This is a genomic window from Neobacillus sp. PS2-9, assembly GCF_030915525.1.
Classification (GTDB): Bacteria; Bacillota; Bacilli; order Bacillales; family Cytobacillaceae; genus Neobacillus.
The window spans coordinates 769,038-792,824 of the sequence record NZ_CP133269.1; the positions used below are offsets into that span (position 1 = coordinate 769,038).

Here is a 23,787-nt window from a genome sequence, read left to right on the forward strand (position 1 = left end):
TAAAAGGAGAGGCGGTTCTCTTCCTTCGATTGGTCTAACAAAATAAGAGAAGCATGTGACAATGTTGTCACATGCCGATGATGTTGTTGAAGTCGTTTCTTTTGGGAAAACGTAAGGTAAAGGTTGACCCTTTTCCTAGTGTGGACTGAACCTCCATCGTTATCAGTAAGGGCTTGGATGCTTTTTTTGCGAGATAAAGTCCCATCCCTGTTGCTTTGTTGTCATGATGATTGATTGTAGAGGTAAATCCTTTTTCAAAAATGCGCGGTAGATCTTTTGGAGCAATCCCGCGGCCAAAGTCCTGAATTTCAAGAATGGTCTGTCCAATTTTTTCGCAACTCGTGATGATAATATCTGAAGCCTCGCTATATTTGACCGCATTGGTTAACAGCTGCCTTACGATAAAAGCAAGCCATTTGCTGTCACTCAAAACAGAAGGGACCTGTAAATCGACGTCAAAGCCAATCCTTTTTTGCATACACCAGGATTGCAGTCCACGAATCTCTGTAAAAATAATCGATTTTAAGTCGGTCTGCTCGATATATAAATCGTTTTCCATAAAGGGAATGCGTCTTTGGTGCAGCTGTTGGTCTAGAAGGTGATGAATTCGTAGCCACTCATAGGTTAATTTTGTTTTTAATGGTTCATCGTTCATGTGTTCAAGCATTAAATGCATCGCTGTTAATGGAGTTTTCACTTCATGTATCCAGGCAAGGAGGTCATCCTTCTCCTCTTCTAACGTCATCTGGTTTTGCGAGGCTTCCTGCTTTAACCGCTTGGTCTGGTTCGTCAGCGTTTCTTCGATCATTTTTTCAAAAGGGCTGTTAGCTGAAGTCAATAAATCTAAGTCATTCTCCCATTCCTCCAGACCTTTGAAAAACTTCGTTTCTCTTTGGTAACGAAGGAACAAAAATAGGATAAAAATAATACTTGATAAAAACACCATATAGAGGATGGGTGTGAACGGAATGGCAGAATCAATCGAGGCAACAAATAGGAAAAGCCCTTGGAATACAATAAAAAGGGCAATCCAGCTGCGCCGTTCTATTAAAAATGGCTTCATCATAAAAAGGCTGCCTCTTCAATCGCTTTGTATCCCTGGCCGACCTTTGTTTCAATATACTGACCGAGGCCAAGATCCTCTAGTTTTTTTCGCAAGCGATTGACGTTAACGGTTAAGGTATTATCACTAACAAAGTGCTCATCATCCCATAGGCTTTTGATTAAATCTTCCCGGCTGACGATTTTATTTTTTTGCTCAATGAGCAATTTTAAAATAAAAATTTCATTTTTTGTCAGTTCAACCGTACCCGTTTCATTACTGACCGTGTTGCGCGGATAATCGATGGTTGCCCCGCACCAGGTTTTGAGCTCAGTTTGGTCCGTATTGTAATTGTACACACGGCGAAGAATCGCTTGTATTTTGGCAATGAGCACCTCAAAATGGAACGGCTTTTGAATGAAATCATCTGCGCCAAGCTGCATTGACATCACCATATCGGTGGGATGGTCACGTGAGGATAGAAACAGAATCGGCACATTAGAATGGGCTCTAATCATTCGGCACCAATGAAACCCATCGAATTTAGGCAATTGGATATCAATTATGACTAAGTCCGGATGGTGCTCGGTAAATTCCTGGAGCACCTTGCTAAAGTCGGAAATCCCGACTACGTCGTAGGACCAGCCGATTAACCGCTCCTTTATTTCTTGGAATAGCGTTGTATCATCTTCTATTAATAAGAGTTTAAACATATTACTCACCAACTTTTTTCAAACATAGGTAAATTGTATAGCAAATTTTTCCTATATGCTAGAGGTTTCCGTTGGCCATCCATTTGGAAAAATTAGTGTATAATAGGTTGAATATCGCAAATGGGAGACGAGAATATTGGAAAAACAGAATAGCAGGTATAGATGGGTGGTTTTTGCCACGGTGTTATTTGTGTACTTTATCATTGTGAGCCAACGAACTGCCCCAGGATTGATTTCCGACCAATTAATGAAGGATTTTAATCTGACCGCATCGACCATCGGATTATTAGCAAGTATTCAATTTTTTGCTTACACTGGTCTACAGATTCCAATTGGAATCCTGTCTGACCGTTTTGGACCTAACTTTTTTCTTGTTATTGGGGCTCTTCTGAATGGAATAGGTACGCTGATTTATAGCATGGCGCCGAATGAGTTTGTCCTTCTGTTTGCTCGCTTTTTAGCGGGGATTGGGGACGCGACCATATGGGTCAATTTGGTATTGATTTTGAGCCAGTGGTTTAAGGTAAATGAGTTTGTCAAGTTGCTCGGTTTTGCGGGAATGGCAGGGAGCTTTGGGTTCCTGCTAGCGACCGTGCCGTATTCGGCCTGGATTGCTGAAGCTGGCTGGCGAACCCCCTTTTTCACAACAGGTATTGTGTTATGTCTTGCCGGGATTCTTTTATATTATGTGTTGGAGAGAAAACCAAAGCAATTGTTCAAGAATGACCGTAAGTCTGCTGGAAAAGTAAAGAAGGAACGCGAAAAAACGCTCGTTTTGTTACGACGTATTTTTTCAGAACGGCAGGCATGGGCCACTTTTCTCTGTCACTTTGGAGTGGTTGGTACGTATGTAGGTTTCATCGGCTCGTGGGCAGTGCCTTACGGGATGCATGTCTATGGAATGACGCGTTCTGGTGCCAGTCAGCTCATAATGATTGGGCTGTTTGGTGCTTTATTGGGTGCTCCGCTGACCAGCTGGATTTCAAGCCGCGTCGGATCGATCAAACGTCCATATATTTTGGTTCATTTGATTGTCCTGTTATGTTGGACTTCGTTTCTTGTGTTAGACGGGAAGCCAACCTACTCTATGCTCGTTTTGATCTTTTTTCTAATTGGCTATGGGAATGGAGCGAGTGCATTAACGTTTGCTGTCGTTCGAAAGTCGTTTGATATTAAGGTAGTCGGTGTGGTTTCTGGGGTAGCAAATACCGGTGGTTTTCTAAGTGCCGTCCTGTTGCCGGGTATTTTTGGGAAGGTATTAGATCATTTCCATTCTTCGCCGCCTAATGTCGGCTATCATTACGGATTTATCATTCCGGTGATTTTTTCAGTCATTGGTTTGATTGGGGGAGTCATGATCAAGGAACAACGCCGTGAAGCGAAACAGCGTAGGGAAGCCGTGGTTTAAGGCACGGAGCGGAATTCGAAGCAGTGTGATTCTCATTAGGAATTACACTGCTTTTTTGGTATTCAAATAAAAAAATAGGAGAATATAGAAAGAAGTTAGGGGATTTCAAGCCAGGCTCTAGATCTACTTTTTCAGAAAGAGGAAGCAAAAAGTAGAAGTAGCCAGGCTCTAGATCTACTTTTTCAGAAAGAGGAAGCAAAAAGTAGAAGTAGCTAGGCTCTAGATCTACTTTTCTCAGGAAGAAGATTCAAAAAGTAGAAGTAGCCAGGCTCTACAGCTACTTTTCAAAGAAAAAAACAGCTAAAAGTTTAAGTATCTAGTTGTATACGTACATAGGTAAACATAAAAGAGGCCGGATCCCAAATACATGGGTCCGGCATCATCTTTATTAAGGTTTAATTATAGAAAAAACCAATGACTATTTTTATCCATCCGAGAAAAGCAATCCACAGTGGGACACTTAAAGTTGTCCCCCACATTAACCCCACGAAAAAATTCCCCTTTTCTTCCATGAAATCCACTCCTACCTGAAAGTTGATAGTGCCATCATTGCTTTCATCAGTATGGTCATAATGTTGGGTTTTTAACTATTCAGATCTGGTTTTACTGTAGGACTAGCCAACATAGCTCTATTATGTAAATCATCGTTAATGGATATATACCCTTTTAACATATCAAATAAACTCTAAAAGATAATGAAAATGATGCAAGCCAAAAAAAAAGTTTTCGACATAAGTCCAATCCCAATATTAGTCTCTAGCTATTAAAAAATCCCAAAATTAGGGGCAATTTGATTCATGCACCTTTAGGTGAAAAGAAGGGTTTCTTGCGTAAAGTGACGAAAACGGTCAAAAACTTTTTTATAACCTCGAATGTTGTCCATGAAGGTTACGATTTTTGAAAAGGAGGTGAAATCTTGCACTTCCGACATTTTCTTATCACGGGATTAATGGTCGGAGCAGCTATGTTTTTACCAAATCAAGCTTTTGCAGAAAAAAATGACTCTAGTGGACTTCAAACGACTCCGAAAGAGTTTGTCCATGGACAAAGTTCTGCAAAATCTGATCAAGCTTCAGAAAAAAAAATTCCGGTAAAAGCAAATAGCACAAAATCCCAGGGAAAATCTATAGCTCCAAACAGTGCTCAATCGAATCAGGGCGGGGCTAAACAGCAGAACTCCAACAGTACGCCTCAACAAACTGTAGCTCACAAACCAACCGCATTGCCGATACAGGCAAAAGTGAACACGAATCATCCGACAAAAAAGGCGGAGATAAGCGTTAATTCTCGCGGTAATGGAAAGGGTGCAGCTATACAGGAAGCTAAACGTGAGGTAGTACAGGAAACGAAGGCTTCCGTAAAAGGCACCGTCAATTCTGACAAACCTTCCTTGCATAATGATACCGTGGCTATAAATAAAACCCGAATCACGAGAGACGACAATTGGTTGCCATCTCAACAAAAGGGTTCGTATGTACCACTATCTAAAAAGGAAAGTAGTTTTGACCCCCCTGTAAAGGAACCGCTAAAACAGGGACCAATCCCAGAAAGTAAGGAAGAAATTCCAAAGGTTAACCAGATGTGGAATTCTAACCAACGGACGAATAGTTCCGGAGGGCAGTCCAATGATCGAGGAAACCAGGGATTAAGTACGTTGAGTATGATGGATAAATGGTTTGAATGGAATAAACTTCATGACATCACGCTTATCCAGCCATACCACTCAAGGATTACATGGATGATTCATCAATGGGAAAATGCTCCACCTTCACCACCACCGCAGACAGCTCCTTTATTAGAAACGGTTACCCGCAGCTAAAAGCCACGGAACAAAACATAATAAAAGGAGCTAATAATAAAATGAAACATTATCTAAATTACAATAAAGTATTTAAATCTCTTGTATTGGCTGGAGCAGTATCTTTTGGAGTATTTGCAGGAGGCCATTTCACTGAAGCGGCAGGACACGGAAATGCGAAGGCTGAGCACAGTGTTCATGTAAACAATGTAAATAGCACAAAAGCTATCGGAAAAGTTAAGGTACAGCCGAAAGTTCAAGTTAAAGTTAAAGCTACTGTGAAGCCTGTGACAGGCAATGCTAGCAAATCACAAGCGAGTGTACATGCAAGTGAGACTGCGAAAATGCATGCGGCCCCTAATTCAGCGGTTCATGGTAAGGTAGAACAGCCAAAAGCTGAAGAAACTAAAGTGACAGAAGAGTCTGAAGTAACAGAAGAGATTCCCGTTCAAGAGCCTGTTACACCAGAAGTTACTGAAAATCAAACAGAGGTAACATCTGAACCTGTTGTAACTACTGATTCTGAAATCACTGAAACTGCAGATGTTGAAAAGGAAGACACTGCTGTTAAGGATGAAGAAAAAGAAGTAACAGTTAAAGAGGATGAAAAAGACGCCGATCTTGATGCAGATACAGCAGTAAAGACGGAAGAAAAAGAAGATGAAGATGAGCAGTCTAAGTCTGAGAAAATGTTAAAAGATATTCATGTCATTGTTAAGTCAAATGACGAAGACGAAGCAGCTGCTGTTTTAGAAGATGAAGAAGGTGCTGAGAAAGTAAATCCTTCTGCAGCTAACAAAGCAAAGTCTCAAGCAAGTGCTCATGCAAGTGAAACAGCAAAATTACATGCTGCACCAAACTCAGCAGTATTAGCTGGTGAAAAGAAGAAGCAACTGAAGTTGTAACTGAGCAACCAGCAGAAGAAGCAACTGAAGTTGTAACTGAGCAACCAGCAGAAGAGTCAACTGAAGTTGTAACTGAACAACCAGCAGAAGAGTCAACTGAAGTTGTAACTGAGCAACCAGCAGAAGAGTCAACTGAAGTTGTAACTGAACAACCAACTGAAGAAGCAACAGCTGTGGAAACAGAAGGTTCTACTGAAGAAGAAGCAACTGTAGAAGCAGATGATGCAACAGAAGAAACAGCGGTGGTTGAAGCTGATGATGCTACTGAAGAAGCAACAGATGTTGTAACAGATGAAACTACTGAAAAAGTAAATCCATCTGCAGCTAACAAAGCAAAGTCTCGAGCAAGTGCACATGCAAGCGAAACAGCAAAATTACATGCTGCACCAAACTCTGCGGTATTAGCTGGTGCGAAGAAGAAGCAACTGAAGTTGTAACAGACCAACCAGCAGAAGAGTCAACAGAAGTGGTAACTGAACAACCTGCTGAAGAAACAACTGCAGTGGAAACAGAAGGTACAACAGAAGAAACAACAGCAGTAGAAGCTGAAGGTACAACAGAAGAAACAACAGCAGTAGAAGCAGAAGGTACAACAGAAGCAGCAACAGTTAAAGCAGACGATACTACTGAAGAAGCAACAAAAGTAGTTAGCCCATCTGAAACAATTAAAGATGCAGAACTAGACTCTGCAGTAAATTCTTTAATATTATTTGTGAAAAAATTAATGCAGATTTTATCTTTGAAGTGGTAATAGATTCAATCATTGTAGAAGTTTTAGCTGACAACGAAGCAACCGAGGGAAATTTTCCTCGGTTTTTTTGTATTTTCCATACATAATACCCTTTCATACCAGAAGGGAAACATATTTCTATTGTCGAAATAAAAGAAGGTGAAGATTATTTTAATTGGGGGCAGCGATGATGGTAGGTAGAGGAGTCGAATCTAAGAATTTATATGAATTGAAATCTGTGGTGAATCCACAATTTTCTCCGGATGGTCAATCGTTCGTTTATGTGCAAACAACCATTGATGGAGAAACGGATGAATATCAGTCTCATATTATTTACCAAACAACTGAAAATGATAAACAGCCAGTTCAGTGGACGTTTGGAAAAGGGAAAAACCATTCACCTCGTTGGTCCCCAGATGGAAGGGAGCTTGCGTTTGTCTCCAACCGAAGCGGAAAAAACCAGATTCATATTCTAAGTTCCAGTGGTGGAGAAGCAAGGCAGCTAACGTTTCTCCCGAGTGGGGCGAGCAACCCCGTATGGTCGCCTGATAGAAACAAGATTGCTTTTACTACATCCGTCAAACCAGAACAAAGCATTTTTGAAAAAAAAGAAGAGAATAAGCAAGAAAAGCTAATACCGCTTGAAGTGACGAACATGCGTTATAAATCAGATGCTAGCGGTTTTTGGCAGGGGGACTTCAAGCAGGTGGTGATGGTTGATGTAAAAAACGGAGAATTAACGCAGCTTACTGAAGGCCACCGCGATGTTTCACTCTATGCCTGGTCACCAGATGGGAAGTATCTCGCGGTTGGTGCAGATTTAGCAGAGGATGCGGATGCCTCATATATCTTTGATGTTTTTTTATTAGACATTTCCAAAAAAGAATTCATCTCTGTGACAGATTCTACTGGCTTCTTTGGCAGTGCCACTTTTTCACCGGATGGAAATTATCTTGGAATGCTTGGGCATAAGCGGGAATTTGAGAATGCCACGCATACAAAAATCTGGGTTTATTCCTTCCAAACGAAGGAAATGAAGTGCCTAACAGCCGATAGGAATCTGCTAGTGGGCGATTATATGACGGGAGACTTCCACCAGGGCGCGAGTTCCCCGGGATTGTTGTGGAACAGTAATAGTAGTGGATTCTATTTTGTAGCATCGGAAAAAGGAAATACCAACCTCTACTATAGCGATTTACATGGCGGGATCGATCCTGTGCTAGTGGGTGAGCACCATGTATACGGCTATTCCATTCATTCTGAATCGAAAAATGCTCTAGCTGCAATTAGCAGTCCGACTGAAATTGGCGATTTGTACTTGTTCAGTCTTACAGGAAAAGAAGGCACATTAGAAAAGCGAACGAATGTAAACGAGGCATTCTTATCCGAAACGACCCTGTCGCAACCTGTATCCATTGAGTTTGAAGGGGCGGACCGCTGGAAGGTGCATGGCTGGTTGATTAAGCCGGTTGGCTTTGAAAAAGGGAAGAAATATCCGTTATTACTAGAAATTCATGGTGGTCCACATATGATGTACGGAAATACATATATGAATGAGTTTCAAATTTTAGCGGCAAAAGGCTATGCAGTCTTATACGTGAATCCAAGAGGCAGCCATGGATATAGCCAAGAATTCGTTGATGCCGTTCGGGGAGATTATGGCGGTAGCGATTATCAGGATCTCATGCTTGCTGTAGATCATGTATTGGAAACGTATGATTTTATTGATGCATCTCGACTTGGTGTGACAGGCGGAAGCTACGGCGGCTTTATGACAAACTGGATTGTTGGCCATACCAATCGATTTAAAGCGGCGGTGACACAGCGGTCGATCTCGAATTGGATTAGTTTTTATGGGGTTAGCGATATCGGCTATTATTTCACGGAGTGGCAAATCGATGCTGATTTCCGCGATATTCAAAAGCTGTGGAAGCATTCTCCGCTTGCCTATGTGGAAAAGGTAGAAACACCTTTATTAATTTTGCATAGTGAGAAGGATTTCCGCTGCCCGGTTGAGCAGGCTGAACAGCTATTTATCGCCTTAAAACGATTAGGCAAGAAAACGAAATTCGTTCGTTTTCCAGAAGAAAACCACGAGCTTTCAAGAAGCGGTAAGCCAAGCCTCCGAAAAAGCCGGTTGGATTATATCGTGGTCTGGTTTGAGGAAAATCTCTAATAATGAGATCACAAAAGAGCCGTAATCTTTGAGATTACGGCTCTTATTTTTATAAATAAAGATTTAAGGAGCGAGAATTGTACAAAACGAAGTGAGAATCATTATTCTTATCAACATATCTAGCATGAACAACCACTCCTTTAGGAATTGATTGAATACAAGACTAATTATATAGCCCGTTTATTGAGTTTGTATATGAGAATTGTAAATGAATTGTTAGTTTTTGACTGGAAATTATTTGAAAGTTAACAATGTTTTGGTAAAAATTGCTTGATAGTGAACTATTTGTCATTTACGATTAAATAGGAATATTGTCCCGAGTAGGTACGAATGAAGGGGGAAACAGGTTGTTAGAAGTACAAAACCTAGCAAAATATTATGGGGAAAAAGCCGCCGTAGAGTCCTTATCGTTCACGGTTTCAAAAGGCGAAGTGTTCGGCCTCCTTGGACGAAATGGGGCAGGGAAGACAACGACGATCAAAATGATGCTTGGTCTTATTGCTCCCAATCACGGCAATGTGTTATGGAATAGCAAACGAGGCTTGAAACATACGTCTTTTGGCTATTTGCCAGAGGAGAGAGGGTTATATCCCAAAACAAAGGTTATTGATCAATTGTCCTATTTTGGGAGATTAGAAGGAATGAGTCGAATCGAGATTAAAAAAAGCATTGATTACTGGGTAGACAGATTCGATATAGGCATGTACAAAAACAAGCTTGCGGGCGAACTGTCGAAAGGAAACCAACAAAAGGTACAGCTGGCTGCGACACTTTTACATAACCCAGAACTCATCATTTTAGACGAACCGTTCAGTGGACTAGACCCCGTTAACTCAAATCTTTTAACAGAAGTAATTTTAGAAGAAAAAGAGAAGGGCAAGGTTATCATCATGTCCAGCCACCAAATGGATCAGGTGGAGAAGTTTTGCAAAAATGTGGTGCTTTTAAAGGAGGGCAGAGTTCTCTTAGGTGGAGAATTAGAAGCAGTGAAAGCTTCCTATGGGGTTATGTACTTGTCACTGTACGGGGATATAGAAAAGCTGAAGGGATTCTGCCAGCAACATCAGTATTCCTTTGAACAGGAACTGAAACGAGTCATTGTTTCGTTAACAAAAGATCAGGATCCACTTATCGTGTTGACGCAATTAAAACAAGAGGGGATTCCGGTGAATGAAGTCACGTTCCTTCAGCCTACCCTTCATCAGATTTTCATAGATAAGGTGGGGTCATAGAATGGAAGCATTATGGATTTCTTACTTCTTTCATTTAAAAGAACAAATTCGTTCCAAAGGATTTCGGATTACATCGGTTGTGATTTCCGTTGTCATCCTTGGGTTTTTAGCCTATAACCATTTCTCCTCGAATAAGGATGAAGTTCGTGTTTCTGTCGTCAATTTATCATCTTATCAAATTGATGAAGCATTATTGAAAAAAAGTATTGATGGATTAACTCTTTTTACAAAGGATGAAAAAGATATCAAGAAGGAGAAGAAACGAATTCAAGATCAGGACCTGGATCATTTGGTGGTCATTCAAGAGAAGGATTCCCTTCCGGTGCTCCAGTATTATTACCATCGTTCTCCTGATCCAGGGGTTCTCTATCCTTTTTCCGCTCAATTACAACAGCAGTATATGGCAAAGGTTTCAGCGGAACATTCCTTATCGAACGATGTGATGAATCAGTTGTTTCAGAGTATTCCTGTAGACGAGACCATGCTGGCTAAGAATAACGGAAGCCTCGGTATTGTGTATGTCTTCATTTTCTTAATGTACACATTTATTCTCATGTTTGGTCAAGGAATTGCGATGAGCATCACGGGGGAAAAATCGACCCGCGTGATGGAAGTCATGATCACAAAAATAAAGCCGATTTATATGCTGTTTGCGAAGGTTCTTTCCAACCTGACAGCAGGGTTAATTCAAGTAACTATCTTCTTTTTATCAGGATATATCGGCTATTTATTAGGTTGGATTAAGTCCGACCAACTGAGCATCGTGGGCTTTACCTTCGACCTGTCGCAAATCGATGCCCCATTAGTGGCGTTGTTCGTTTTTTTCTTTACCTGTGGATACCTTGTGTATGCGCTATGTTTTGCTGCACTAGGTTCACTTATTTCACGGACAGAGGATTTAGGAAGTGTCATGGGACCGGTGATGGTGCTTGTCATGGGAGCCTTGTTTGTGGGAATGAAAACTTTGATGGATCCAACAGGTGGATTGGTTACCTTTGGGACGTATTTCCCGTTTTTTTCTCCTATTGTTGCCTTCTCCAAATATGTCCTAGGAGAAATGACAGCTGGTCAACTTGCATTGAGCGGCAGCATTTTAGTAGCTTCGATCCTCTTCATCGCCTATCTTGCCTCAAGAATTTATGTGAAAGGCGTTATGGTCTATGGAGAGAAGTTCAAATGGTCTAATTTGAAAGTGATGTTTGCGAAAGAGGCTTCGAATAAAACCATTAATAGTTAATATCAAGGGGTGTAATTCTACTCAGAATTACAGTCCCTTTTTTAAAAAGGGGCGCTAGTATAATGAAAAAGACAGCCGTTCTACTCTATCCGCAATTTAGCGAGTATGAACTAAGTGTCGCATTATCGATTTTGATGCAGGGGGAGAAACCTGTTATCATTGTCGGTCTAAAAGATGAGCCCATTAGAGGGGAAGCAGGACTGACGGTTGTACCTGATATGACCATTGAAGAGGTTAATGTAGAAGAAGTCGATAGCTTATTATTAACTGGTTGTATGGATATTTTTGCATTAAAGGACGAAGCAAAACTATTTGAGTTTCTAAGTTTGTTAGAAAAGAAAGTATCTGTGGTCGCAAGCATATCTAGTTCCCCGTTCCTTTTGGCAAAAGCAGGTTTATTAAAGGGGAAAAAATATACCGTTGGATTGACGGAAGAGGCAAGGATCCTATCTGGGTTTTTTGAAAGTGACAATTACTCAGATGAGCTGGTCGTTCAGGATGGGAAGTTGATCACTGCAAGAGGAAGAGGATTTATTAGGTTTGGCAAGATGTTAGGGGAGGCATTGAACCTTTCCTTTGATGAGCGATGGTATCGGGAATAGAAAGAGCTTGGGGTACCAAGCTCTTTTTCTAATGTCTACGTGCCAGAGGAGGATGGAAAAAGAGGCAGCGGGTAACGTAGAAGGAGTCTACGTGCCAGAGGAGGATGGAAAAAGGAGCGATTGGTAACGTAGAAGGAGTCTACGTTACCGAGCAGGGTGGAAAAAGAGGGAGTGGGTAACGTAGAACGTGTCTACATGCCCGAAGACGAACCTAAAAACAGAAAATGGTCGCGTAGAAAGCCTCTACGCGACCATTTAGGTGAAAAACAACAGCGATCAGTCTCCTATACCAACCGACTGTTTCCATTTTTCTATTTCCCAATAAACTCCTGTGTCCAATAATTTCCATCAGCTACATATCCAACCCCGATATAGGTAAAGTTCGGGCTTAAGATATTTTTACGGTGACCTTCACTATTCATCCATGCCGTTACAACTTCTTCAGGCGTTCTTTGTCCCATGGCAATATTTTCACCCGCATAGCGGTAGGTAATGCCATATTTTTTCATCATATCAAATGGTGAACCGTAGGTTGGGCTTGTATGGCTAAAGTAGTGATTGGTAGACATGTCTTGTGATTTATCTCGAGCCATTTTGCTCAGCGATACATCTACTTTTAGCGCAGATAAACCATTCTTCGCACGTTCTTGATTCGTTAAATCAACCACTTTCTGCTCATATGCACTTAAGCTATAAGTAGATTCCGATGTAGTAGTAGTCTCGGCCTGTGCTGGCTCTTGCTGTACCGGTGTGGTTGAAGCCTGGGTTGTCTGCTCAGGTGTTGGTGCAGGTGCCGGTGCAGGAATTGGTGCAGGCTGCTTCACCGTATTTTGAGTAACCGACATTCCAAGACTTGCTAAATACTTTTCAATGATACTATTAATCTCATCCATATTTGATGCTTTATGCACATACACCTTTTCCTGTGTTGTAGGTGTAAACGTTGCAGCATGTGCTTTATTTAAAATAGGGTTTGCCATTACTACGGCAGCCGCCGCTGCTACCGTTAACATTGCTTTTTTCTTCAACATACTAACATCCTCCTTAGGTTGAAAAACTGCTGTGAACTTAACAGCAACATCGTACCATACGATTTTTGTCATATTTCAGGTAGGATTTTACAGTGCCAACTTCTTCTAGAGGCCTTCTCCGATAAAAAGTTGCCCCATTATGAGGTTCAAGGACTATTTTTCTTTTAAAATAGCATCATCTCATTCTACTAGTTATTATAAAAAATACCATTTATTGTGCAGGGAAAAGGGGTTGACAACGTTCGCGTCAGAAGCGCAACTTTACAAATATTTCAGGAAAAAGACGAAGATTAAGCAGATTTTACTAACCAAAACACCATAAAATTTAGCTACTATTTGGACATGGTGTGACATATTCTTTGGTAAAAGGGTGAGAATAAAGGAGAGTATGCACCATGCGGAAAAAATCAGCATTATCCAAGAGATTGCTAAGCGGCATTCTGGTACTTGCCGGCATTTTTGCAGTTTTTTTAATCATACGATCGGCCTTCTTCTCGTCCACCGGTGAGGCGCAGGAAGTGGTAGATGAATTTTATGGATATGAACAAGAAGGCGATTTTGCTAATTCCTGGGGGCTTTTTCATTCCTCAATGAAGAAAAAGTTCAGCAAGGGAAACTACATACAGGACCGAGCCCATGTGTTTATGAACCATTTTGGGGTCGAGACCTTTTCTTATACGATCGGGGAGCTTGAGGAATTGAAGGATTGGAAAATGTCTAAAACAGGACCTTCCCTGAAAAATGTATATAAAGTACCGGTCACACAAACCTACAAAGGAAAATACGGGAATTTTGACCTGGAGCAAGAGGTATTTGTGACTGAGGAAAAGGGAAAGTGGAGGATCCTGTGGGATTATAACCAATAAGCTTGAAAATGTGGTACATATTGACAAGGTATTAATAATATAAACATTTTAACGGACTAAACGATTATGGTAAGATAGGATAGGACCAAGGTTCAAATCATGAAGACAGCTGGAGGACTTACAGTGGCTTATCAAACAAAAGAATGTTTTAAAATGTTTACGTTAAATTCTAATCGTAAGCTTGCAGAAGAGATGGCGCAGATTCTAGGTTGTGAGTTAGGAAGAAGCTCTGTATCTCGTTTTAGTGATGGTGAAATTCATATTAACATAGAAGAGAGTGTTCGTGGAAGTGAAGTGTATTTAGTTCAATCGACTTCACAACCAGGGAATGAATATATCATGGAGCTCCTTATTATGATTGATGCATTGAAAAGAGCATCGGCTAGATCGATCAATGTAGTCATCCCATATTATGGATATGCTCGTCAAGACAGAAAGGCACGTTCACGTGAGCCGATTACTGCTAAGTTAATTGCTAATCTTTTAGAAAAAGCGGGAGCACATCGAGTTCTTACGATGGACCTGCATGCTCCGCAAATTCAAGGTTTCTTTGATATCCCTGTTGATCAGCTTCTAGGTGTTCCGATTCTGTCGGATTACTTTGAAAGTAAGGGATTAGAGGATATTGTCGTGGTCGCACCAGATAATGGCGGGGTAACGAGAGCGAGAAAGATGGCAAACCGCTTACATGCGCCGATTGCTTTTGTTGATAAGCGTCGTCCGAAACCTAACGTGGCGGAAATCATGAACATTGTCGGAAATATCGAAGGGAAAAATGCGATTCTTATTGACGACTTAATCGATACCGCTGGGACGATTACGCTTGCAGCGCAAGGGTTAATGGAAAAAGGAGCAAAAGCTGTCTATACTTGCTGTACACATCCTGTTCTTTCAGGACCGGCTGTCAGTAGAATTGAAGCTTCACCGATCAAGGAGTTAGTCGTGACAAATACGATTGAACTGCCAGAAGAGAAAATGATTAGTAAAATCACTTCATTATCTGTTGCTCCATTGCTAGCGGAAGCGATTGACCGTATTCACAATGAAAAACCTGTAAGTCCTTTATTTGAATAGTATTGTTACTAGAATCCAATTCCTATCTTTTTTTAGGGGTTGGATTTTTTCTTTGGGCTTTGTTAAACTGTCTGTTGATTTCCGCTCCAGGAGCGAGCGGTTCGTGGGTGTTTCGGCGAGCCTCCTCGGCCAAAAAAGCGCCTGCGGGGTCTCCCCTGAACCATACTCCCACAGGAGTCTTCGCTCCTTCCGCTCCAATCAACAGTGTATAAAAATCAACACTGTTTGTTAACACAGCCTTTCTTTTATTAAGATGGAAATAATTTTACAGTGATGCCTGGTCTTATTTGGTGATATATTTAGCCATATGAATTTTAATTGAATCCTGGGGTGGGTCTATTTGAGCAATGCAGCACTTTTTTTTATACTAGGCATCTTGATTATTGCATCATGTGGCATCTATGTTGGACGGAGAATTATTACACAACAGACAGAACGTAAGCAAACGGAAGCCAAGTTAATCGAAAGTGAAGACCGTTATCGAAGCTTGGTTGAGCTGTCACCTAAAGGCATACTAGTTTACCAAGATAATAAAATTGGTTACGCCAACTCAGCAGCTTTGAGCTTGTTTAAATCGTCTAACGAACATGAATTATTAGGGAAATCACTTCTTGATTTGGTTCATCCTGAAAGTAAGGAAGAGTTGATTACCAATTTACAGAAAGTACTTAACGGTGAATTTGTTGCCCTCCATGAATATAAATTTAATACGATGAACGGTGAGACTATTTTCGTAGAGGCTGTTGGTTCAACGATTATGTTTAATGGAAAACCAGCTCTCATGGCAATCGGTAGTGATATCACCGAAAAGAAGAACTTGCAGGAACAATTAAATATCAATGAACAGCGCTATAAATCCTTATTTGAGTATCATTCAGATGCCGTTTATAGCTTTGATTTAGATGGGAAATTTACTAGTGCCAACAAAGCGTGTGAGACGATTTCAGGTTACAGCCCCGAAGACCTTATCAATAAGAAATTTACTGACTTCATCTTTGTGGATGATTTAGAAAAAACAATAAACATATTTGAGTCCACCATTAAAAACGGTGGAAGCCCTCAAAATCATAATATTAGACTGAACCATAAAAATGGAAAAATGATTCATCTTAATGTGACTAGTGTTCCCATTATAGTGGATGAACAAGTTGTGGGAATCTACGGTATAGCCAAAGATATCACGGAGCAAATCAAGAACCAAGCTATGATTCAGCATTTGGCCTACCATGATTACTTAACGGGTCTGCCAAATAGAAATCTTCTTGATAATCATCTATCCAAGGAACTTGATTTAACCGCCTATCAGAATCGAAAGCTTGCGATATTATTTATTGACCTCGACCGTTTTAAAGCAATCAACGACACATTCGGTCACTCAGTCGGTGATTTGTTATTAAAAGAAGTGGCAAAACGTTTGAAATCCTCTGTCCTTGTGAAAGATCAGGTTTTTAGACAGGGTGGAGATGAGTTTATAGTTATTCTAGACGAGGCTGACCGTACGATTGCAGAAAAGGTAGCGATTCGGATTCTTTCGGTTCTGGCCACACCATTTAGTTTAAACAAAAGTGATTTATTTATATCTCCGAGTATTGGTATCAGTCTCTATTCAGAAGATGGAGAATCAATGGAAACACTGATTAAGCATGCAGATTTTGCGATGTACCAAGCGAAAAAGGCAGGGAAAAATACGTTTCGCTTTTATTCAAATAAAGAAACAGAAGAGGGCATAAATCCCCTCCTTATGGAAATGGATTTGCATAAGGCCATCGAACGTCAAGAGTTTATTTTACATTATCAGCCTAAAATCAATTTGAAAACGGGCAAAGTCATTGGTGCCGAAGCACTGATTCGTTGGAACCACCCTGAGCGGGGAATGATTCCACCTTCCCAGTTTATCCCCATTGCAGAAGAGACAGGATTAATCATCCCAATTGGTGAATGGGTGCTTCAAGAGGCATGTATGCAGCAAAAGAAATGGATGGAGCAGGGACTCTCCAATATGGTCATCTGTGTGAATTTATCCGCCCGTCAATTCTCACAATGTCAAATTGTAAAGACTGTCAAAAAGGTTTTGGAACAGACAGGATTAGAGCCTCAGTATTTAGAGCTTGAAATAACAGAAAGTATGACGATGGATATTGAACGGACAATCGTCACGTTACAGGAATTAAAGAAGCTTGGACTCTTAATTAGTATTGATGATTTTGGGACGGGATTTAGCTCATTAAATTATTTGAAACAGTTTCCTGTTGATACATTAAAGATCGATCAATCCTTCGTACGCGAGCTATACAATCAAACAAATGACGAAACCATAGTCAAAACAATTATTTCCATGGCCCATACCTTACAATTGAATGTCGTTGCAGAAGGGATTGAAACAAGAGAGCAGCTTGTGTTTTTGCAACAGCATCTTTGTGACACGGCACAAGGTTATTTCTTTAGTGAGCCCCTGCCAGCAACAGACTGGAATCAGGCATTTTTTACTAAAATGGAGGAAATTATAGGTACATTCGGCATTTCGCAAGATACTACTAAGCGAATGTGGATGGAAGAAACCGTAAGGATTGCCCGTCAGGAATTACAGGATACCCTTCAGAGACAGCAGGGTTTGACGATCAAATATAAAAAGATTGACAGTAGGTTTGTTCATACCATGTGTGACGGAGAATTATTGTATCGCTTTGGTTTAATTCCAGAGCAGGTAATCGGTAAGGAATTGCATGAATTTATCCCTGCCCACCTTGCACTGGCCAAGCTTCCCTTCTATCAAAAAGCTTGGGAGGGTGAAGAGAATATCACTTATGAGGCGAAAATAAATGGAATTTATTATATGGCTGCGTTAAGCCCTTTAAAAAAACGTGGAAAAGTGGTAGAGGTCATTGTTTCGTGCAGTGATATTACGAATCTCAAGGAAACAGAGAAAGCGTTAAGGGAAAGCCAAGAGATGTACCAGCTGGTGGCTGAGAATATGACGGACCTAATTACAATTTTCGATTTGCAGGGGAAAATTAAGTATGCATCCCCTTCCCACCAATCGGTACTTGGATACCCATCTAGTTACTATGAGAATTATAACTCCTTCTCGAATCTACATCCTGAAGATCAGTTGTTTTACAAACGTACCTTTGTAAGCACGATTCAGAGCAAACAGCCCTGCCAAATTCAATACCGCATAGCCACACAAGAAGATGGTTGGAAGCATTTTAAGGTAAAACTGACTCCGGTGTTGGATAATAGCGGCGAGGTTATCCATGTCATTGGGGTAGCCAAGGACATTTCGGGTACTACTATACGTAATGCAGACTGATTTTTTAATGGACAAAAGGCTGACATCCTCCCAGGATGTCAGCCTCTTTTGTTTCTTTTCATATCTCTAAGGTATTAATGTGGTAAAAATGCCAGCTGGTAAAAGAATAGGACAGCGAATACGTAGAGGAGAGGATGAACCTCACGTCCCTTACCTTTGACTATTTTTAACAGCGGGTAGCTGATAAAGCCAAGAGCAATTCCTGTTGCGATACTTGATGTGAGCGGCATGCTCAAAATCGTCAAGAAAGCAGGAAAGGCTTCATCCAGTTCGTTCCAGCGGATTTTTGAAATGCTTCCCATCATCAAGCTGCCGACAATAATTAAGGCAGGTGCAGTAATTGAAGATAGCCCTGAAACAGCTCCAACGAGTGGTCCGAAGAATGCAGACAGAATAAATAAAACGGCTACTGTCACAGAGGTTAAACCCGTTCGACCTCCAGCTGCCACTCCTGAAGTGGATTCAATATAAGCGGTTGTCGGGCTTGTCCCAAACATGGAACCGATTGTAGTGGCGATGGAATCGGAGAGCAATGCCTGGCGGGCACGCGGCAATTTGTTGCCTTTCATTAATCCGGCTTGATTAGCAACTCCAATCATCGTACCAGTTGTATCAAATATGGTAACAAGAATAAAGGAAAAAACAACGGCATATAAGCTGTGCTGAATGACATCAGTCAATGCTGTTAATGGATTTGAGACCACAAGTCCCTCAGGAAGGGAAGGAAGTGACATAAATCCTTGGTCGAAGTGCAACTGACCGGTAAAGAATGCGATAAGCCCTGTAATCACCATGCCGAAAAATAATGCCCCGTTGATTCGCAGCATCATGAGGACTAGAGTGATGGCAAGTCCGAGAAGAGCCAACCAAGCAGACGAAGCATGCAGGTCGCCAAGTCCCACGAGATTGGTCGGGTGCGCAGTAATGATTTTTGAAAGACGCAATCCGATAAAAGCAATAAATAAACCGATCCCAGCAGTAATTCCATATTTCAGGTTTTCTGGAATCGCCTCAATTAATTTTTCTCGTAACGGTGTGAGGGACAAAATGATAAAGATGACACCAGCGATAAAAACGGCTGCAAAGGCTGTTTCATAGTTGATATTTTGATGCGCTCCAACTACGGAATAGGCAAAATAGGCGTTAAGCCCCATTCCAGGTGCGATGGCAATCGGGTAGTTTGCGAAAAGGCCCATCCAAAGGGTTCCCAGTACAGCAGAGATAATAGTGGCCGTGAACACCTGCTCAAAGGGGACGCCAGCATCCGCAAGAATGACTGGGTTGACCACTACGATATATACCATGGTAAAGAAGGTCGTGATGCCTGCCAGTAGTTCTGTTTTTGTATTTGTTTGATTTTCTTTTAGCTTAAACATGAGGTTTCCTCCAAAACACGAACGTTATATTAAGACTTTATATATAATATTCGTTTTATTCTTGTTTTTCAATAGTTATTTTTTATTATGCCCTTTATTTATTTTTTTGAATAAGGCTCTGTTGAATTTGCCTGTTGATTTCCGCTCCAGGCACTTCGCTTTCCGTGGGTGTTTCGGCGAGCCTCCTCGGCGCTAGCGCCTGCGGGGTCTCCCCTGAACCATACTCCCACAGGAGTCTTCGTGCCTTCCGCTCCAATCAACAGAGTGTAAAAATCAACACTGTTCTTTAACACAGCCTTGAAAAAAAACATAGCCTGTCCATATCTTCGTTATTCCTGTTGATTTCCGTTCCTATCAACAAAGTGCTAAAAAAAATGCTCCTTCCAATTGGAAGAAGCGTTTTTAGATATTAAGGTGTATCTCCTAAACCGATTGTAATGGAGAAGACTTGGTTTTCATTGCCTTCGTGATAGTTGAAGATAACGACAAACTTCCCAACTGGCTCCATTTCAGGGAACAGTTTGGCCAAGGTGTCACTATGATAAAGCATCACTTTTTGAGGTAAGTCTGATGTATCCGTGAATTCTTTTTCTAATTTTGCATCTTTCGGTATTAATTTTGCAGCTATTTGTTTGGATTCTTCCATTGAACGGTTTTTTTGATCAGTCGTTTCGAATTGAATAGTGATGTCTATCGCGCGATTGTTAATAAACATTGGCAGCATGTAATCATTGTTGAACCTACCCATTTGTTCATTTCCTTTGTTCTCACCGTATACCTTTGTGAAAGCATCTACTGTATCGCCCAGTCCTGGCTCGATAGAAACTTGTTCGGTTACTGTCTCCTTTTTGGACGTGTTGTTTTTATCTTTCTGTGTAGTCGTTTCCTTTTTCGGTGTGTCTGTATCTTTAGCCTTGTCCGAATCACTGTTGTTACAGCCTGCTCCCATTACAGCTAAGCACACTAACAACACTATTAATCCCAAATTCCTCATATGTACCTCCATGTTGAAATATTCTAAACCTTCATATTCCATTCCCCATTATAATTCCACCACCCCAAACGTGCAACGCATTAGCCATTACGAATGGACGTCCATTGTGTGTGGACAAATGTCTTTCTTTGGTGTCAGGCACCATCTTATTTTCTTAAGGTTAAGTTAAGGAATTCACATGATAATGGGTGCATCAAGTTATTCTATTCATGGATAGAGTGCGCGTAGGTAAGCCATGGAGGATGAGTGAGAAAGCTAATATTCTTACAGCTAGCAAAAAGGATGCACTTTATGTCCCAGTGGATGCTTTATACACAAACAACAATGAGAAATATGTAGTCGTTGCTTCGGCAGGAACAAGCACTGATACTGGGTGGAATGGGTGGCATGCAGGGCAGTAACATGCCTCCAAATGACGGTGGAAAGGGAGCACAAAGCACTGGACCAAGTAAATAATGAGCTGCCATAAGGATTTAATTTTCCGATAAGGTCAGATTCTACACATTTAAGAGGGATTTCTACACAAATTTATGAGAATTCTACACAAAATCTAAGGAATTCTACAAAATTTAGATTTATTCAACACAAATACAAAGGAATTCTACAAAAATTAGATTTATTCTACAAAATCACGAACCAATTCTACAAATAATGGAAACTAATTCCAAGCGTCTCCCAAAAAAAGACCGAAGGGCGGCAAGCAAAGCTACAACTATATACAAAATCAAAAGGTGCTATGATTCATAGCACCTTAACAGTCTTTCTTGATGGTATTTTGCTTTTTCAATAATTTGTTGTTTTAAATTCGAGTCTAAACAGTCCTGTGAAATACGGTGAAAGTAATGATAACGCCACTTGTGCCATTGAATGGTCAATTGATGAACCAAGTTTATCACCTCTTCAATTAGTTGAAAACCGCCACTAGATAGAAAATCGTTTTGTGTTCTCCTTAAATACTTCGAACGATTAATCAAGTTTTTGTACATGGATATAAGGGGAAATTTTAGCAGGTACCAATAACAAGCCGTCCTTTTTCCAAAAATGCTATAATGGGAGAGGTTAATGAAATTCTAGCTAAGGGGAAATGAATATGATTCTCGTTGTTGGCGGAGCTGGTTACATTGGTAGCCATCTTGTGAAGGAGTTAGTAGAAAAAGAAGAGGTCGTTGTGCTTGATAACTTATCGACAGGGCACCGTGACGCTGTTGATAGCCGAGCAATTTTTGTAAAAGGTGACCTTGGTAATGAAGAGGACTTGCAAATGGTCTTTAGAAGCTATCCAATCAAGGCCGTTATGCATTTTGCTGCTTATAGTTTAGTTGGGGAATCAGTAGTGGACCCATTAAAATATTATGAAAATAACGTGGCAGCGACTTTAACTCTGATAAAAGTAATGATGAAATTTAAAGTGAAAAACTTTATTTTTTCTTCTACGGCGGCTACCTACGGAATTCCAGAAGTGGATCTTATTGATGAAACAAGTGTCACTGCACCGATCAATCCTTACGGCCATTCTAAGCTAATGGTAGAAAAGATTCTTGCTGATTTTTCAAAAGCCTACGGATTGAACTATGTGGTTCTTCGCTACTTTAATGCCGCGGGTGCGCATAAATCTGCTGTTATTGGCGAAAGTCATGACCCAGAAACCCACTTGATTCCAATCGTCCTTCAGCAGTTATTAGGACAAAGGGAAAAAGTAGCGGTATTCGGTACCGATTATGAAACTCCTGACGGGACATGTATTCGGGATTATATTCATGTGACTGATTTAGCAGAGGCACATATTCTTGCACTCGAAGCTTTGTTGACAGAGAAGAAATCGGCTGAAGTGTATAACCTTGGCAACGGGCTTGGCTATTCGGTTAAGGAAGTCATTGAAACATGTGAAAAAGTAACCGGAGTGAAGGCGAACGTTGAAATGGCAGACCGCCGGGCAGGTGATCCTGCTAGATTGGTTGCTTCATCACAAAAGATCTTCACCGAGCTAGGCTGGAAAGCAGAACGAAACCTCGAGCAAATCATCGCTGATGCTTGGAATTGGCATCAAAATCAACAATATTAATATTATTATAGTCAGGGAGACTAGCTGGAAAGCTTTTCTCCCTTTTTCTATGCCCATATTACCCACATGTTGGTAAAACGCATAATAAGGTAGAGAAGTTTATTAATATAATTTATTATTAATAGAAAAATATTATACATATGGGGAGATTTGATGAAACAAAGAGTATATTATATGGACTGGCTTCGTGTGATTGCTACCATTATGGTGGTTTCTATCCATGTTTCTGCCTGGCTTGTGGGAACCCATCTTGATAAAACGCCACTTTCACATTGGATGACAGGTAACGTATTTGAATCGATTTCAAGAGCGTCAGTTCCTCTTTTTGTAATGATTAGTGGAGCCCTGCTTCTTGGCGACAAACGGGACCTTAGCTACAAAGAATTTTTGCAAAAAAGAATTAGCAAAATAGCGATCCCGTTGTTGGGCTGGAGTTTGATTTATTACTCCTACCTGGTTTATCGAGGGGACTATTTTGACGGTTTTTCAGTCAAACAGTTTTTAGAACTGTTGATTACCAATGGAATCAGTACTCATTTATGGTTTATGTATATGATTCTAGGTATCTATTTAACGACTCCATTGATAAAAGTATTTGTAAAGGGTGCCTCTAAAAAAGACTTGAAATACTATCTATTGTTATGGCTGTTTGCTTCGGTGGTTGTGAAATTTATTAAGTACCACTTTGGTTTAGGTCTGAACCTGGAACTTTTCTTCGTAACTAATTATGTTGGCTATTTTATTTTAGGCTATTATTTAGCCAATCTGCCATTAACTACGAAGGCGAAATATATTTCACTAGTGCTTTCAGTTGTAGGTATCCTTACTACCTTCCTTCTTACGTACTTTGATACGAAACGAAATGGAGGAGCTCTTGAGGAATTTTGGTATGAATACTATTCCCCTAATGTGGTAGTAGCATCTATTGGTATATTTTTATTTTTTAGAGTCATTGTAACAAGGACAACAGAATTGCCCTTCCTATTTAGGGTGTTAAACAAAGTTAGTTTTGGTATATACTTAGCCCATATCTTGGTCATGCAAGTGTTATCGAATGAAATATTTAATCCTATTTGGAATCATTTTCATCCTGCCATTGCCACAACGGTAAATGTAATGATTGTCATAACATTAAGTGGGTTCGGTAGCTATGTCTTAAGTAAAGTTCCAGTATTGAAAAAGCTGGTCCCATAACTTGTGTTATGATGATTAGTAGTTATATAGAAAGGCA

Annotated in this window: 20 protein-coding genes; 15 read left to right on the plus strand and 5 right to left on the minus strand. The window is 40.6% G+C overall.

Annotation, left to right across the window (positions count from 1 at the left end):
- Positions 1-67: 67 nt before the first annotated feature.
- Together RCG25_RS03880 and RCG25_RS03885 are read right to left on the minus strand one after the other, a co-directional pair.
- Complete coding sequence (locus RCG25_RS03880) at positions 68-1,066, minus strand: sensor histidine kinase (RefSeq protein ID WP_308082372.1); 999 nt, start codon at positions 1,064-1,066, stop codon at positions 68-70.
- Positions 1,063-1,755, minus strand: coding sequence for a response regulator transcription factor (locus tag RCG25_RS03885; protein ID WP_308082373.1), 693 nt, complete (start codon positions 1,753-1,755; stop codon positions 1,063-1,065). The genes RCG25_RS03880 and RCG25_RS03885 overlap by 4 nt, the downstream gene beginning before the upstream one ends.
- A 136-nt stretch (positions 1,756-1,891) precedes the next feature.
- On the opposite strand from RCG25_RS03885, the gene RCG25_RS03890 reads away from it, so the two are divergent.
- From RCG25_RS03890 to RCG25_RS03930, 9 genes are all read left to right on the plus strand, one after another.
- Entirely contained in the window at positions 1,892-3,163 is a 1,272-nt protein-coding gene (locus tag RCG25_RS03890; RefSeq protein WP_308082374.1) for an MFS transporter, read from the plus strand.
- A gap of 916 nt (positions 3,164-4,079) precedes the next feature.
- Entirely contained in the window at positions 4,080-4,982 is a 903-nt protein-coding gene (locus RCG25_RS03895; RefSeq protein ID WP_308082375.1) for a hypothetical protein, read from the plus strand.
- Between the two features lie 41 nt (positions 4,983-5,023).
- Positions 5,024-5,866 carry a hypothetical protein gene (locus RCG25_RS03900; protein WP_308082376.1) on the plus strand — a complete coding sequence of 281 codons (843 nt, stop codon included), beginning with the start codon at positions 5,024-5,026 and terminating at the stop codon, positions 5,864-5,866.
- A 173-nt stretch (positions 5,867-6,039) separates the two neighbouring features.
- Positions 6,040-6,303, plus strand: a complete 264-nt coding sequence (locus RCG25_RS03905; protein ID WP_308082377.1) for a hypothetical protein — start codon at positions 6,040-6,042, stop codon at positions 6,301-6,303.
- Positions 6,304-6,332: 29 nt separating this feature from the next.
- Positions 6,333-6,617: a hypothetical protein gene (locus RCG25_RS03910; protein ID WP_308082378.1), complete on the plus strand. Its 285-nt coding sequence runs from the start codon at positions 6,333-6,335 to the stop codon at positions 6,615-6,617.
- 166 nt (positions 6,618-6,783) lie between these two features.
- Positions 6,784-8,772, plus strand: a complete 1,989-nt coding sequence (locus RCG25_RS03915) for a S9 family peptidase (protein WP_308082379.1) — start codon at positions 6,784-6,786, stop codon at positions 8,770-8,772.
- A gap of 347 nt (positions 8,773-9,119) precedes the next feature.
- Entirely contained in the window at positions 9,120-10,004 is an 885-nt protein-coding gene (locus tag RCG25_RS03920) for an ABC transporter ATP-binding protein (RefSeq protein ID WP_308082381.1), read from the plus strand.
- A gap of 1 nt (position 10,005) precedes the next feature.
- On the plus strand, positions 10,006-11,241 hold the full coding sequence (locus tag RCG25_RS03925; protein WP_308082382.1) for an ABC transporter permease: 1,236 nt from the start codon (positions 10,006-10,008) through the stop codon (positions 11,239-11,241).
- A gap of 62 nt (positions 11,242-11,303) precedes the next feature.
- Entirely contained in the window at positions 11,304-11,843 is a 540-nt protein-coding gene (locus RCG25_RS03930) for a DJ-1/PfpI family protein (RefSeq protein WP_308082383.1), read from the plus strand.
- 311 nt (positions 11,844-12,154) lie between these two features.
- On the opposite strand, the gene RCG25_RS03935 is transcribed toward RCG25_RS03930, so the two are convergent.
- The gene (locus RCG25_RS03935; protein WP_374121058.1) at positions 12,155-12,871 is read right to left on the minus strand and encodes a CAP domain-containing protein; all 717 of its coding nucleotides are present in this window, start codon (positions 12,869-12,871) and stop codon (positions 12,155-12,157) included.
- Between the two features lie 398 nt (positions 12,872-13,269).
- Between RCG25_RS03935 and RCG25_RS03940 the strand changes: the two genes are divergently transcribed.
- The 3 genes from RCG25_RS03940 to RCG25_RS03950 all read left to right on the plus strand — a co-directional run bounded on the left by RCG25_RS03940 (position 13,270) and on the right by RCG25_RS03950 (position 18,124).
- Complete coding sequence (locus RCG25_RS03940; RefSeq protein WP_308082385.1) at positions 13,270-13,740, plus strand: hypothetical protein; 471 nt, start codon at positions 13,270-13,272, stop codon at positions 13,738-13,740.
- Between the two features lie 99 nt (positions 13,741-13,839).
- Entirely contained in the window at positions 13,840-14,814 is a 975-nt protein-coding gene (locus RCG25_RS03945; RefSeq protein ID WP_374121033.1) for a ribose-phosphate diphosphokinase, read from the plus strand.
- Between the two features lie 340 nt (positions 14,815-15,154).
- Positions 15,155-18,124 carry an EAL domain-containing protein gene (locus RCG25_RS03950; RefSeq protein WP_308082387.1) on the plus strand — a complete coding sequence of 990 codons (2,970 nt, stop codon included), beginning with the start codon at positions 15,155-15,157 and terminating at the stop codon, positions 18,122-18,124.
- A gap of 74 nt (positions 18,125-18,198) precedes the next feature.
- Here the strand turns inward: RCG25_RS03950 and RCG25_RS03955 are convergent, their stop codons facing one another.
- Entirely contained in the window at positions 18,199-19,500 is a 1,302-nt protein-coding gene (locus RCG25_RS03955) for an NCS2 family permease (RefSeq protein ID WP_308082388.1), read from the minus strand.
- Positions 19,501-19,909: 409 nt separating this feature from the next.
- Positions 19,910-20,494, minus strand: a complete 585-nt coding sequence (locus tag RCG25_RS03960; protein WP_308082390.1) for a hypothetical protein — start codon at positions 20,492-20,494, stop codon at positions 19,910-19,912.
- 242 nt (positions 20,495-20,736) lie between these two features.
- On the opposite strand from RCG25_RS03960, the gene RCG25_RS03965 reads away from it, so the two are divergent.
- The 3 genes from RCG25_RS03965 (at position 20,737) to RCG25_RS03975 (ending at position 23,750) form a co-directional block, all read left to right on the plus strand.
- A complete protein-coding gene (locus RCG25_RS03965) occupies positions 20,737-20,895 on the plus strand; it encodes a hypothetical protein (RefSeq protein ID WP_308082391.1) in 159 nt (52 codons plus the stop codon).
- 689 nt (positions 20,896-21,584) lie between these two features.
- On the plus strand, positions 21,585-22,556 hold the full coding sequence (gene galE / locus RCG25_RS03970; RefSeq protein ID WP_308082392.1) for a UDP-glucose 4-epimerase GalE: 972 nt from the start codon (positions 21,585-21,587) through the stop codon (positions 22,554-22,556).
- A gap of 153 nt (positions 22,557-22,709) precedes the next feature.
- Positions 22,710-23,750 (plus strand): acyltransferase, encoded by a 1,041-nt coding sequence (locus RCG25_RS03975; RefSeq protein WP_308082393.1) that lies wholly within the window; start codon positions 22,710-22,712, stop codon positions 23,748-23,750.
- The last annotated feature ends 37 nt before the right edge of the window (positions 23,751-23,787 follow it).

Bases quoted from the DNA above. Each gene is read 5' to 3' on its own strand.
- RCG25_RS03975 (WP_308082393.1), top strand. From the start codon at position 22,710: ATGAAACAAAGAGTATATTATATGGACTGGCTTCGTGTGATTGCTACC.
- RCG25_RS03955 (WP_308082388.1), bottom strand. From the start codon at position 19,500: ATGTTTAAGCTAAAAGAAAATCAAACAAATACAAAAACAGAACTACTG.
- RCG25_RS03940 (WP_308082385.1), top strand. From the start codon at position 13,270: ATGCGGAAAAAATCAGCATTATCCAAGAGATTGCTAAGCGGCATTCTG.
- RCG25_RS03900 (WP_308082376.1), top strand. From the start codon at position 5,024: ATGAAACATTATCTAAATTACAATAAAGTATTTAAATCTCTTGTATTG.
- RCG25_RS03925 (WP_308082382.1), top strand. From the start codon at position 10,006: ATGGAAGCATTATGGATTTCTTACTTCTTTCATTTAAAAGAACAAATT.
- RCG25_RS03880 (WP_308082372.1), bottom strand. From the start codon at position 1,066: ATGATGAAGCCATTTTTAATAGAACGGCGCAGCTGGATTGCCCTTTTT.
- RCG25_RS03965 (WP_308082391.1), top strand. From the start codon at position 20,737: ATGAGTGAGAAAGCTAATATTCTTACAGCTAGCAAAAAGGATGCACTT.
- RCG25_RS03885 (WP_308082373.1), bottom strand. From the start codon at position 1,755: ATGTTTAAACTCTTATTAATAGAAGATGATACAACGCTATTCCAAGAA.
- RCG25_RS03930 (WP_308082383.1), top strand. From the start codon at position 11,304: ATGAAAAAGACAGCCGTTCTACTCTATCCGCAATTTAGCGAGTATGAA.
- RCG25_RS03945 (WP_374121033.1), top strand. From the start codon at position 13,840: ATGAAGACAGCTGGAGGACTTACAGTGGCTTATCAAACAAAAGAATGT.
- RCG25_RS03915 (WP_308082379.1), top strand. From the start codon at position 6,784: ATGATGGTAGGTAGAGGAGTCGAATCTAAGAATTTATATGAATTGAAA.
- RCG25_RS03960 (WP_308082390.1), bottom strand. From the start codon at position 20,494: ATGAGGAATTTGGGATTAATAGTGTTGTTAGTGTGCTTAGCTGTAATG.
- galE (WP_308082392.1), top strand. From the start codon at position 21,585: ATGATTCTCGTTGTTGGCGGAGCTGGTTACATTGGTAGCCATCTTGTG.